Genomic DNA, 11,886 nt, shown 5'->3' with positions numbered 1-11,886 from the left:
GGATATTTAACTAAAGTTATTAGTTAGCGCAGAAATATAAGCTGATCGTACTGATGTTATCACAGCCTAAACTTACTGATGATTTACCTTTCAGTAAAACTACTTCCTTATCAAGTGCAGTATGTTGTAATGATAGTAACTTTTTCATTGTTTCACCTCCATGTCCAATTTTGGATATTTAACTAAAGTTATTAGTTAGCGCAGAAATATAAGCTGATCGTACTGATGTTATCACAGCCTAAACTTACTGATGATTTACCTTTCAGTAAAACTACTTCCTTATCAAGTGCAGTATGTTGTAATGATAGTAACTTTTTCATTGTTTCACCTCCATGTCCAATTTTGGATATTTAACTAAAGTTATTAGTTAGCGCAGAAATATAAGCTGATCGTACTGATGTTATCACAGCCTAAACTTACTGATGATTTACCTTTCAGTAAAACTACTTCCTTATCAAGTGCAGTATGTTGTAATGATAGTAACTTTTTCATTTGTTTCTCCACCTTAACCAAGTTTAAATATTTAACCAAAGTATTAGTTAGCGCAGAAATATAAGCTAATCGTACTGATGTTATCACAGCCTAAGCTCACTGATGATTTACCTTTCAGTAAAACTACTTCCTTATCAAGTGCAGTATGTTGTAACGATAGTAACTTTTTCATTTATCTCACCTCCTTTCAGGATTAAAGATTTTAGCAACTAGCAAAGAAAAACGCTTATAGTACTGATATTTCCGCAACCTATACTCACTGTTGAATTACCCTTTAGTAAAATAACTTCTTTATCAAGTGCAGTATGTTGTAGCAACAGCAATTTTTTCATTGTCCTCACCTCTCTCAAATTAAAGGATTATTTATAAATCTAAAAGTAAATCACATGGTTATTGAAACAGGCTATTTTTTAAAAAGATTTAATTTGTTATATTTAGATATAGGAATCCAGTTATTCCATTTATTATTTTGAATATCAGAAAGTGCTAATAATAATCCGCTATTTCCAGTTTGATAATCTAAAGAACAACGATATCCATAATCTCCAGGACTTATAATGCCCTTATCTCCTTCATATAAAAGGTAGTTTTTTAGCATTCCAATAGAGTGATTCAATGATCCTTTACTATAACCATAACTTTCTTTTGCGTTAGATAAGATTATCATCCCTCCTGCACCCCGTAATATTCCTGCTGTATAAGTACAGAAAAGTTCAGCAACGTTACTTAGTTGATATAATAATTTGAGATTTTCACCTTCATTGAAATCTGGGAAATGTTTTTTAAATTCCATTATAGTTAGAGCTACACCTGCAGATCCTTCTCCTAAATAAGGAACCAATCTTCCTTTCCCAATAGACGTATCGAAAATTTGAGCTAAATCTAACTCGGCATCGATTTGTATATTTTCATTAATTTCCTTCTCTAAAATTTCTTTAGAAATATTTAATAAATAATTATCTTCGCAAATATTCCCTAGTTGAAGGAGGAACAGACTAACTCCTGTCCAACCATTTAATAATCCATTGGGCATAGCGAATGGATCTAAGACACTAATAGCACCGTTATTTTTATATGTGTCGATTAGAATACTCCCTATTAACTTGGCTTTCTCTAAAAAAACTCTTTCATTTGTTATGGAATAGAAGGACAAATAATTAAGCCCAATTCCTGAAAGACCAGAATATAAGGTTAAATCTGTATGAATGATTTCTTCTATCTGAATATTTCTCAAAATATCGATAGCTTTATTTTTATAACCAATGTCATATAGAACGGTAGCAATCCCAGATAACCCATTAAAAAGGCCAAATGGGGTATGTTTAAAGTTTATTTTTTCTGGATCTAAATAATCTTTTAATATTTTATCCACCCATTTAAAAACTTCTTTAGGGACCTCTCCAGTTCTATCCAGAGCCATTATTCCTCCAAATCCACCTGTTGCTACAGATAAACCACCGAAATTTTCTATGAATTGTCGGATATCCCCATTTATTAACGTTTTAGAATTAATATCTAAATTATTTATAATACCTTTTCTTAAATCATTAATAATTAGATCTTTATTCTCTGTTGTAATAGCCATTGGAGGGACTGATAAATTATGCATATTATTATTGGACTTTAAAATTGGATTTACACGCTCTTTTATTTCTTGTAGCTTAATCATTACATTATTTCCAAAGTATTCTTTAATCCACTGATTTTGATTATTTTCAATTTCGTCGGATAAATCTGATACCGGTTCAATAGGTAAAAATAAAAATCTAGAAATTCTCATTAATGCAAACCAATCTGCTTGCTCAAAATTCTGTGCATTTTTTGATATAAAACCTGGGGTCATTAATCCTGGTTGATATTTTTGATCTGGCGTAGTAGCAGTTTCCAAATCTATTAATTTAATTGTTCCATCCTCTAAGATAACTATGTTATTTGGCTGTAAATCACCAATTGCTATTCCTAATTTATGAATGCTTTCAATAAGGTTTTCAATTTGTTCTATTACATTTAACATTTTCTCTGCATAAAGAGTTCTATTTTGTTTATAAGAGAACGGGAAATTTTGAGCCACATAGTCCCCAATATCTTGTCCATCTAAAAACTCTTCAATCAAATAATTATTTTCCCAAATTTCAAAATAATCATATATATCAACAACATTCTTTTCATTCTTTAGGACATTTAGAATTTCAGCTTCTGTTTTAAGACGATTAAACCCATCAGTCTTCAATCCATCTAAACCAGAGCCTGGTCGCCCTTCTTTCATAACATAGAATTTACCGTCTTTTTTAACCTTGTAAACTCCTCCACCATTACTAAAATGTAAAGCTGAGATAATTTCATACGCATCAAATTTTGAAGTATCTTCTTTTTCTAGCTCTTTTTCTATATTTTCTGTCATTAATTGAATTTCTGAAGGCTCTATAATAAATTCAGGTACTTCATAGTAAGGAGCCCTTACATCTGGAATTAATTCACCATCTAAGTTTTCAATAGCAGGTACGTTTATACCATCCTTATTAACGTACATTGAAGTAAAACCACCATATCTAAAGAAGAGATTTGTATCTTTCCAACGTTTATCATTTAAAATATAAGGTCCTTTAGGTAATTCTGAAATCAAATTTTCAATCTCTGATAAGATTTTTAAAAATTGATTTGTATCATTTGGATAAACCGTTATGAATTTACCGGAAGCTGATCTATCTCCATATTTAGAGTTTTTAGAAAGTAATTCTTTCTCATTTGGTACATATTTGAAAGAAATTTTATTATTTACAAAGTAAGGGACAACTAAATCTAAAGTTTTTTGGGCATAATCTAATGCTGTAGATATATGAATTTTCCATCCTTGCTTTGGCATGGGGTTACTTAAATTTATACAGTAACTCCAATTTCTATCCCCTTCTTGATTCCATTCATTATCATCCAATTTCAAAACATTATAATTTTTACGCTCTGCCAAAGGTATTGATTCGTAATATAAAGCTCCATTTTTTAAAAAATCAAGATATCTAACATCCATAGTAAATTCATCTTCCTTTCTTTAAATAAAAATGTAACCTTCCATTTTATTAGAACAATGTAGGTTTTCTAAAATTCTAAGCGCATTGTTATCCCAAGTTGTGGTCCATACTGTTTTTTTGAATTTTCTGATTTTGAAAGAAGCCACACCTAGTTGATAATACTTATCTTCTTTTTTTAAAAAACAAGGACCGCCAGAAACTCCTGATTTTAAATTACTTTGGATTCCTATTAGCCCTTCTTCTTTCAAGAACATTAAGTTTAGTTTTCCTTGCGAGATTTTTTGCTTAGTGTTTAGAAAACTAATAGGATATCCTCCCAAATACATTTCCGTCTTTTTATTAATATTTTCTTTAAAGTTGAAGTATGGTTCAAAATATTCTAAATCTTCTTTGTTCAACGATGTGGTGGAAATTTTCCCAAATGCATAATCAAAGGAAAGGTTTCCTGTACTAGCCCATTTTTTAGGAAGTATAATTACCGGAACCTTTATGTATATATTTTTTTTATTACGAACTTCTATATAAATATCTCTTGCCTTTTCTTGATGTAAAACATCGTATATACAATGTGCAGCTGTAGCAACATAGAGTTCATTATTGTATTTAATAATTGAAGCACTAGCAGATTGTTTTTTATTTGAAGATCCTAAATAAAAATGTAGTCTTACTATAGATTCCATGGGTAGAATACACCTCCTATTTCAGTGAATGTTTAAGAAGCCAACTTTAATATTAATTGAATAAAAAAGTAAAAAAGTAAAATTATTGAATACTTGGAAAAAGTAATATTTTTATTAATTCTTAATCTATCATTCGGTTAACCGACAGTACAACCGACAATTCTAACATCGGTTACACCGTCGGTGAATCGAGTCCACATGCTAAGCAAAATCTACACTAACTTTAAATAAGAAAAACCTTCTACTCGATGAAACCATCAAGTAAAAGGTTTTTATTTATAAACTTGCTATAAGCACCCTAATTTTTAACCGACAGTACAAACGACAACAAAATTGTCGGTTGTACTATCGGTTAAATAAATGGTAAATATAGTAATACAGAGATATGTTTTTCTAGATTATTCAATTAAAAGCGGTGTTTTTTAAAACTATTGATATATCAACATCTATAGAGGGAGGTGATCTATATGACAAAATTATTAGCTTTACAGCAATTAAACACTACAGCATTCAGAAACAAATTTAATAAATCAAATTTAAGTATTGTTTGTGACATTGGTTCAGGAAGTACTTTAAGTCTGTATTCATGTAATACGATGGGGAATTTTTAATGAGCTCTAATAATAGATATCGAGGTGTAATAAAATGTCTAAAATTTTAGAACTTCAAAAAATTAATAAGGATAGTACGGTCTCTCCTGATCGGAATTTATCTACTATAAGTGTGGGAATATGCAGTAGTTTGCCTATTTGGAGTCTTACTTCAGCATTTATTTGTTAAATAAGGAGGTGATTTAATGTTAAAAGTTCTTGAACTTCAAAAATCTAATCATAGTATTGAAAGAAATAAAATACAATCCAATTTAAGCATTGGTTGTTTAAATCGTAGCAATTTAAGCTGGTATTTTTGTTGATTTAGCATGATATTGTCTAAAAAATCTTTTTATTTGGCCATCGTTTAGAACCGATACTCTTTGTGTATTGGTTCTATTTACATTTTAAGTAGGCCTCACATAATAATATATAAATTAATAACTTACATACGGAATATTCTAAGTAAATCATTTTAAGGTGGTAATATTTTTGAAAAATACTAATACATTATTATTCCTGTTAAAAAAGATTTCCCTTCCTTGGAGATTAATAACCATTTCTATAATTATAATATCTATAGGTAGTATTACAGGTTTAGTAATCCCTCTATTCACCGGGAAAGCGGTTGATGATTTTAGCGCAGATAATATTACCCCAACATTCTTAGTTGTATTTCTTATTGCTTTTCTTTCTAATGCTTTTTTAAGCGGTTTAGGAATTTATCTGATGAGTAAGATTGGAGAAAAAATAATTTTCTCAATTAGAGAGATGTTATGGAATCATATTATTCATTTGAAAGTTTCCTTTTTCGATAAGAATGAAAGCGGAGAGTTGATGAGTAGAATAACTGATGATACTAAAATAATAAATTCATTTGTAGCTGAAAAACTCCCCAATGTTATTCCCTATATAATTACTTTGATAGGTTCAATAATTATACTTTTTATATTAGATTGGAAAATAACATTAATAGCTTTGGTTTCTTTGCCTGTATATGTTTTAATTATGATCCCCTTAGGAAAAGTTGTTCAACAGATTTCTAACAAAACACAAAATGAAATTGCTCATTTCACAGGTTTATTGGGAAGAGTATTAGGTGAAATGCGATTAGTAAAACTGTCTAACGCCGAAGAAAAAGAGAAAAAAAACGCAAAAGATAATTTACTCGAAATTTACTTATTAGGTTTAAAAGACGCAAAAATCTTTTCTATTATTCAACCTTTAACTAGCATTTTCACTCTCATTACTATTGGTTTAATATTAGCAGTTGGGGGACTTCGAGTTTCAGACGGTACTATTACCGCAGGAACTTTAGTTTCTATGCTATTCTATGTAATACAATTAACCGTACCTCTAATTAATATATCTACATTATTTACTGACTATCAAAGAGCAATTGGAGCAAGTAAAAGAATTAAAGAAATTTTATTGGAACAAACTGAACAAATAGATGATAGTTTCTTAACTTTTGAAAATGGGGACATTCAATTTCAACACGTAAAGTTTAAGTACTCCAAAAATAACATATTAAAAAATTTAAACTTTACTATAGAAAAAGGAACAACTGCTGCAATTGTTGGACCTTCAGGTTCAGGTAAAACAACTATTTTAAATTTAATTGCTAGATTATATGAAAATATAGAGGGAGAAATATTAATAAATTCTACCAATATACACGAAATATCTCTTAAAAATTGGCGAGAAAGTATAGGTTATGTATCTCAAGATAATCCTATGATAAATGGAACTATTAGAGATAACATACTATATAGCACTAATAAAGAATTAGCAGAAGACGAGTTGATAAGATATTCAAAATTGGCAAATTGCCATTCATTTATAGAAAATCTAGATTCCGGTTATGACACTTTAGTTGGAGAAAGAGGCCTGAAATTATCTGGTGGGCAAAAACAACGTATAAATATTGCTCGCAATTTTATTAAAAATCCCAAAATACTATTATTAGATGAAGCTACAGCGAGTTTGGATAGTGAAAGTGAAAAGAAAATTCAACAATCTTTAAATAATTTAATAGATGGGAGAACTACTATTATCATTGCTCATAGATTGTCTACTATAGTAAAAGCAAATAAAATTTTATTTTTAGATCAAGGTGAAATAACTGGTGAAGGATCACATGAAACGTTAATGAAGGAACACGCAAAATATAGGAAATTTGTAGAAACTCAAAGACTATAATTAACACTTTATTTCGATTTGGAGGTGAATTTGTAGTGAAATTATGGTGGTTAACAAGCTTTTTATGGTTAATATTTTTTAGTATTGTCGCATTAATTATTGGTTTTAGAAAAGTAGATGGTTCTGGTTTAGAACAAACTTCAGAATTAAGAATTGTTGCATTTATAATATTAGGAGTAATTTTTATCTTTGTTTTACTGTGCCAATTGGTATTTCTTTACTTCGCACTTAAACGGAAATCCAATTCTACTTATGGGAGATAATACATTTAGTTTTCTTTAGATTATTGATGTAAGAAGGCACCTGGTACTTAAATTTTGCCGTACCGAGGTGCCTTTTCTTAAATGGTTATATTGAATATATTATAATAAATTTTTTTCTTTAACAAATTCAATTGCTTGTGTTCTTGACGATACATCAAGTAATGTAAAAATCTGTGTCAAATAGCGTTCAACGGTACGCTGCGTGACATCAAGTTTATCTGCAATAACCTTATTTGTGTACCCTTCCATGAGCATGGTCATAAGTTGTTTTTCTTTATTTGTAAGTTGTAGATTATCGTGTTTATGCTGCATTTTATTTTTTAGATAATCAATAAAATCGCTCGGTAAAACTAAATCTCCGTGTACAATAGATCGAATTGTTTGGATAACTTTTTCACGTGGAGCTGTTTTAGATAAAATCCCATCAACCTTTTTCTCTATAATAAATGGATAGTAAGATTGAATATCATCTCCTGTATATAAAATTATAAGGGCTTTTTCTTGAGCCCCTTTAATATCAGCCGCTAGTGACAGTCCATCCTGAACAGCCATATTGACATCGATTAGAAATACATCAAAGTAAGTATTTCGTATTTTATTAAGTACTTCCGCTGTATTCTGTTCTGTTTCAATATGGATATCATTTAATCCTTGAAATAGCATTTTAGATCCTTCTAAAACAATAGGGTGGTCATCCACTATTAATACTGAAATCAAGTACATCACTTCTTTCAATAATTTTAATATGAATTGACATGCCTTCATTCATATTAGAATCAATCATTATCTGCCCATTAAAAGCATCTACTCTATCTAGTATACCTTGAAGCCCCATTGAATCACTACGCCAAACCTCTGATACGTTACAGCCAATACCATTATCGCGATATATTAATTCAAATCCGTCATCAATTTCTTGCAGATATAATTGTACACTCTCAGCTTGTGAATGCTTTATTGCATTATTTAATAATTCTTGAACAATACGGTAAATGACTAAATTTAACTGATCATCTTCTAAATACAGACGATTTAGCTTTGTTGTAAGTTTAAATTTTGCTCGATTTGCGGTCTGCTCAAAAAGTCTTTCAAGTGCAGCATTTAAACCGATATTTGTTAATAATGGGGGTTTTAATGTTTCACAATAGGACCTTAAATTATTTATCGATAAAATCATTTGTTCATGAAGACTTTTTAGTTTTGCTTTTATTGTTAATGTTTCTTTTTCATATTTTAATCCATCAACTTGTCTAGCAATATGTAAATGCTCTTGCAAAATCGTATCATGTAATTCTTGTGCTAATTGAAACTTTTCATCTTCTACTCTTACCCAAACTAACTTTTTGAGCCACGTTGGTTCGCTTACATCTGTCTGTTGTATTTGATGTAACTCATCTATCAATTCCTCAATTATTTTTGTACTTTCAATAAAGCTATTTGCATAAGTAAGCAATAACTCTAGCCATAATAACTCCTCTACTTTTAAGCGAATAGTTTGATTATGATTAATAATTAGCCACCTTTTATAATCCTTATCATTATGAAGCAAAGCAATATATGATCCGTCCTTTTTAGTGATCTCGCCTACATCTAGCTGTTGAATTGAGGCGATGCAAGGGACAGATACATTATTATTTGTTGATACTATTGTTTCAGTTTCATAACCGTACGTTATTACTGCCACTTCTTTAACTTCTAAATAGGCTATAATTTCATTTGTTAACATTTGTAACATCTGTTCCACACGATGAGAATGACCTATTTTGTCAATTGTTTGGTAAAGCTTGTGAATATTATTTCCTTTAGTAGAAAATAATATTTTCCTTCCACTATAGTCAATCTTTTCCTTTATATATAAAAAAACAATAGAAGATAAAAATACAAATAAGGCAGTCAAGAATAGTTTAGTTAATGATATATCATAAATTAAATACAAGCCCGTAATTAACCAAAATGAGAAAAATAAAGATATAGTTGAATAATAACGAAAGCGTGTTATGTGATACATGATGTCAAATAATCGGTCAGTTAATTGCATAAAAATTAAGTTAAAAGGGATTAACAATAAAAATAAAGCGCAAATATCTGCAGTAAAAATCGGTGAGTTAACTAATATTTCAGGTAATACATATAAGAATACGGATGGTAGAAATGGTAATACTAAACCAAAAAACGTCAATTTTAACTGTGATACACGGTACTCAATATAACTCCATATTAGAGTATAGAAAATATAAAGAAGTAATAATAAAAACAAGCATAAGATAAGTATTGCATTCACTTTGCCTAATCCAGGATACATTATCTGAATAAATCTAAAAAATGTAACACAAACCGGTAATATATAGAGAGTTTTAATATGCTTTACAAATATCCATTCAATTTTTAAGTAAGAGAAATAGGCTTTCAAAAAATGTAACAGTATGACTAGGCAAAGAACCATACAACTACTATTAATTATCAAACCAATGATATTTGTCTTTCCAGAAGCACCTATACTAATATAGGCGAGGGATACTGAAAGAAGAAAGGAAATTAAAAATTTCGTCAGTGCTATATGTCTTTTTAGGTAATATAAATAAGTTGTAGTGACTAACGTTAACAAAAAATAAGCACTTGGAAATAAAAAGAGCATGTAAAATTGTTTGGGCACATCTGAATGATCGAAATTAATAATTAATTCATTTCCATCAGGCTTCTTAACAACTATTTCAGTTGCTTCTCGAATGCGATTATCATGCTGAAGTTCCGGAATATCTTGTATTAGAATGTTATTAACGCTAAGAACTACGTCACCTTCAGATAGATATATCATATTTGATGAACTTCCATCTCTTGTTTCGCTATAGCTTATGTCACTAATTCTCCATTGTCCATTTATTTCCTCAAGCTTGATACCCAAGTAAGGGTTCGCATAGGCTATATATAGAAGGTATATCCCTAAAATAACATAGGTAGTTATAAATCCCCAAAACCAATTCGCCTTAATTATCTTTAAGACCAAATTCCGTTTCCTTCACGAAATGCTTCATCAAAATTATTAAAGTCATCAAATGCCTCTATTATAGCCATTTGTTCAATTTTATTTATTCCTATTAACGATAACCTTTGTTGCTTTAGTAACTCTACAATTTCTTTATTTTCTTGTAAAAAACGGATAACTTTTAACATTATTAATAACCCTCATTTCATTAAATTTATTAAGTAAGATTTACTTTCTTCACTAGATATCAAACTTTTTATAATTGGTAATGACTTGTTTTTGTATATATTTTTTATTGCTAAAATATAAATGGAGGCCTTAGAGAGTAAAACGTTTTCTAGAGTAGGCTTATCTAAAATGTTTATACCTGCTTCTTTATTATAGTACTTCTTTATTTTAACAGAATTTTCATCATTTTGGGATAAAAGGTAAATAATGGGTAACGAATATTTTCTATTTAATAAGTCATTTTTGGAAGACCACTTTGAAACGTCTTTAAAGTCATTTTTAATTTGTTGTATGACACCTATTGCTTTAGCGTATTTCTCCACTTGCATGGATATTTTACCAGTAGCCAATCCAAAGCCAACTAAACAACTCATTGCTGTTAAGGATCCAGATTTTTGTTCAATCATATTTAAATAAGAGGATTCATCTTGACAAGCATTTAATAAGTCCAGTTGTTGTCCGTTGATACTAAGTAATATATAATCATTCACTATTTTTAATGCAAGGCTTCGATGTTTAAATGTACTATTACTGATTACTTTAGAAGCGATTGCTAGCATTGCTAAGACAGCATTTAATGAGAGTGCGGGTGCTTTAGTCCATATATAATCCGTATCTTTATCTTGTAAATCATCTAAAATGTCAGATGATAAAATTAATAACTCTATTGCTGCGGCTACTAAATAAATTTCTTCATTAAATGAATCTGTATATTCTTTATAATGAATGATGCACAAGGTACCAAAAGGGAATCCTGTTTTTTTCTTTTCCTCCTTAAATTCATATATAACTTTCCGTAATTCACCCCCAATTAGTTTTTCTGTATTTACTATCTCATCCATTGAAATTCCAATTTTTTTTTGTAATTTTTCCATAGTTTCCCCTAAATCTTCTTTGAAACAATTATAGTATATTATTGTAAATATTTGTATGTTTTTCTGATATATAATACAAAAAATTGATTTGTAAGCCGACAATAAATTTGTCGGTTATTATGTCGGTAATATTTAACGATTCCTATCGGATACGGTAGGAATGTGTCGGTTGAATTATAAAATTGTACCTCTTTATTTGTGTCCAAGGTTTTTTGTATATTTAATCAAATGACGCATAATTCAAAACTTAATTATTTTTAAATCATTGATTTATCAATGTATACAGGCATTTACTAACTGAAAAAGCCTAGGAAATAGTTGTATATTTTTTTCTTCGTATATAATTTAAATTATATACGGAAACTGAATTTATTAATTATAATTATAGAGGGTAAAGTTTTTTAATCGTTAGAGTTCCATATTTAATTAGACGCCCTTTATTTACTTACAAGGTTTAACAGCGTCCGATATAGTTGTCAGTCCCCTTCATAAGTATTCTTCCAACTCCCACATCAACAAGAAAGTATCTAACGGCGTCCTAAACTTA

The 11,886-nt window shown here is 29.5% G+C and carries 16 protein-coding genes; 5 read left to right on the top strand and 11 right to left on the bottom strand.

Features of this window, described 5'->3' with window-relative positions; translation table 11 throughout:
- Positions 1-19: 19 nt before the first annotated feature.
- From MKY71_RS19915 to MKY71_RS19890, 7 genes are all read right to left on the bottom strand, one after another.
- Complete coding sequence (locus MKY71_RS19915) at positions 20-148, bottom strand: class III lanthipeptide (RefSeq protein ID WP_340733908.1); 129 nt, start codon at positions 146-148, stop codon at positions 20-22.
- A gap of 43 nt (positions 149-191) precedes the next feature.
- Positions 192-320 carry a class III lanthipeptide gene (locus tag MKY71_RS19910; protein WP_340733908.1) on the bottom strand — a complete coding sequence of 43 codons (129 nt, stop codon included), beginning with the start codon at positions 318-320 and terminating at the stop codon, positions 192-194.
- A 43-nt stretch (positions 321-363) separates the two neighbouring features.
- Positions 364-492, bottom strand: coding sequence for a class III lanthipeptide (locus MKY71_RS19905; protein ID WP_340733908.1), 129 nt, complete (start codon positions 490-492; stop codon positions 364-366).
- Positions 493-535: 43 nt separating this feature from the next.
- A complete protein-coding gene (locus MKY71_RS19900; RefSeq protein ID WP_340733908.1) occupies positions 536-664 on the bottom strand; it encodes a class III lanthipeptide in 129 nt (42 codons plus the stop codon).
- A 37-nt stretch (positions 665-701) separates the two neighbouring features.
- Entirely contained in the window at positions 702-824 is a 123-nt protein-coding gene (locus tag MKY71_RS20015; protein WP_445683749.1) for a class III lanthipeptide, read from the bottom strand.
- Between the two features lie 71 nt (positions 825-895).
- Positions 896-3,517: a class III lanthionine synthetase LanKC gene (gene lanKC, locus MKY71_RS19895; RefSeq protein WP_340733907.1), complete on the bottom strand. Its 2,622-nt coding sequence runs from the start codon at positions 3,515-3,517 to the stop codon at positions 896-898.
- Between the two features lie 21 nt (positions 3,518-3,538).
- The gene (locus MKY71_RS19890) at positions 3,539-4,198 is read right to left on the bottom strand and encodes a trypsin-like serine peptidase (protein ID WP_340733905.1); all 660 of its coding nucleotides are present in this window, start codon (positions 4,196-4,198) and stop codon (positions 3,539-3,541) included.
- 467 nt (positions 4,199-4,665) lie between these two features.
- On the opposite strand from MKY71_RS19890, the gene MKY71_RS19885 reads away from it, so the two are divergent.
- The 5 genes from MKY71_RS19885 to MKY71_RS19875 all read left to right on the top strand — a co-directional run bounded on the left by MKY71_RS19885 (position 4,666) and on the right by MKY71_RS19875 (position 7,253).
- Positions 4,666-4,809, top strand: coding sequence for a hypothetical protein (locus tag MKY71_RS19885; RefSeq protein WP_340733903.1), 144 nt, complete (start codon positions 4,666-4,668; stop codon positions 4,807-4,809).
- Between the two features lie 34 nt (positions 4,810-4,843).
- Positions 4,844-4,978: a class III lanthipeptide gene (locus MKY71_RS20010; RefSeq protein ID WP_445683748.1), complete on the top strand. Its 135-nt coding sequence runs from the start codon at positions 4,844-4,846 to the stop codon at positions 4,976-4,978.
- A gap of 16 nt (positions 4,979-4,994) precedes the next feature.
- The gene (locus tag MKY71_RS20005) at positions 4,995-5,111 is read left to right on the top strand and encodes a class III lanthipeptide (protein ID WP_445683747.1); all 117 of its coding nucleotides are present in this window, start codon (positions 4,995-4,997) and stop codon (positions 5,109-5,111) included.
- A gap of 169 nt (positions 5,112-5,280) precedes the next feature.
- Complete coding sequence (locus tag MKY71_RS19880) at positions 5,281-6,990, top strand: ABC transporter ATP-binding protein (protein ID WP_340733902.1); 1,710 nt, start codon at positions 5,281-5,283, stop codon at positions 6,988-6,990.
- A 35-nt stretch (positions 6,991-7,025) separates the two neighbouring features.
- Positions 7,026-7,253, top strand: a complete 228-nt coding sequence (locus MKY71_RS19875; RefSeq protein WP_340733901.1) for a DUF3923 family protein — start codon at positions 7,026-7,028, stop codon at positions 7,251-7,253.
- Between the two features lie 99 nt (positions 7,254-7,352).
- Here the strand turns inward: MKY71_RS19875 and MKY71_RS19870 are convergent, their stop codons facing one another.
- The 4 genes from MKY71_RS19870 to MKY71_RS19855 are packed head-to-tail and all read right to left on the bottom strand — an operon-like array spanning position 7,353 to position 11,339.
- Positions 7,353-7,916 carry a helix-turn-helix transcriptional regulator gene (locus MKY71_RS19870; protein ID WP_340733899.1) on the bottom strand — a complete coding sequence of 188 codons (564 nt, stop codon included), beginning with the start codon at positions 7,914-7,916 and terminating at the stop codon, positions 7,353-7,355.
- 28 nt (positions 7,917-7,944) lie between these two features.
- Positions 7,945-10,257 (bottom strand): sensor histidine kinase, encoded by a 2,313-nt coding sequence (locus MKY71_RS19865; RefSeq protein ID WP_340733898.1) that lies wholly within the window; start codon positions 10,255-10,257, stop codon positions 7,945-7,947.
- Positions 10,248-10,424, bottom strand: coding sequence for a competence pheromone ComX (gene comX, locus MKY71_RS19860; protein ID WP_340733896.1), 177 nt, complete (start codon positions 10,422-10,424; stop codon positions 10,248-10,250). The genes MKY71_RS19865 and comX overlap by 10 nt, the downstream gene beginning before the upstream one ends.
- A 12-nt stretch (positions 10,425-10,436) precedes the next feature.
- Complete coding sequence (locus MKY71_RS19855; RefSeq protein WP_340733894.1) at positions 10,437-11,339, bottom strand: polyprenyl synthetase family protein; 903 nt, start codon at positions 11,337-11,339, stop codon at positions 10,437-10,439.
- Between the last annotated feature and the right edge of the window lie 547 nt (positions 11,340-11,886).

This window comes from Solibacillus sp. FSL W7-1324, assembly GCF_038008025.1.
GTDB lineage: Bacteria > Bacillota > Bacilli > Bacillales_A > Planococcaceae > Solibacillus.
Note: the sequence above shows the minus strand (reverse complement) of the source record. Positions and strands in the feature narration are given on the sequence as shown.

Excerpts from the sequence above, each read along its gene's own strand:
- MKY71_RS19915 (WP_340733908.1), bottom strand. The coding sequence starts at position 148 with ATGAAAAAGTTACTATCATTACAACATACTGCACTTGATAAGGAAGTA.
- comX (WP_340733896.1), bottom strand. The coding sequence starts at position 10,424 with ATGTTAAAAGTTATCCGTTTTTTACAAGAAAATAAAGAAATTGTAGAG.
- MKY71_RS20015 (WP_445683749.1), bottom strand. The coding sequence starts at position 824 with ATGAAAAAATTGCTGTTGCTACAACATACTGCACTTGATAAAGAAGTT.
- MKY71_RS19890 (WP_340733905.1), bottom strand. The coding sequence starts at position 4,198 with ATGGAATCTATAGTAAGACTACATTTTTATTTAGGATCTTCAAATAAA.
- MKY71_RS19910 (WP_340733908.1), bottom strand. The coding sequence starts at position 320 with ATGAAAAAGTTACTATCATTACAACATACTGCACTTGATAAGGAAGTA.
- MKY71_RS19855 (WP_340733894.1), bottom strand. The coding sequence starts at position 11,339 with ATGGAAAAATTACAAAAAAAAATTGGAATTTCAATGGATGAGATAGTA.
- MKY71_RS19885 (WP_340733903.1), top strand. The coding sequence starts at position 4,666 with ATGACAAAATTATTAGCTTTACAGCAATTAAACACTACAGCATTCAGA.
- MKY71_RS19905 (WP_340733908.1), bottom strand. The coding sequence starts at position 492 with ATGAAAAAGTTACTATCATTACAACATACTGCACTTGATAAGGAAGTA.
- MKY71_RS20005 (WP_445683747.1), top strand. The coding sequence starts at position 4,995 with ATGTTAAAAGTTCTTGAACTTCAAAAATCTAATCATAGTATTGAAAGA.
- MKY71_RS19870 (WP_340733899.1), bottom strand. The coding sequence starts at position 7,916 with ATGCTATTTCAAGGATTAAATGATATCCATATTGAAACAGAACAGAAT.
- MKY71_RS19900 (WP_340733908.1), bottom strand. The coding sequence starts at position 664 with ATGAAAAAGTTACTATCGTTACAACATACTGCACTTGATAAGGAAGTA.
- MKY71_RS20010 (WP_445683748.1), top strand. The coding sequence starts at position 4,844 with ATGTCTAAAATTTTAGAACTTCAAAAAATTAATAAGGATAGTACGGTC.
- lanKC (WP_340733907.1), bottom strand. The coding sequence starts at position 3,517 with ATGGATGTTAGATATCTTGATTTTTTAAAAAATGGAGCTTTATATTAC.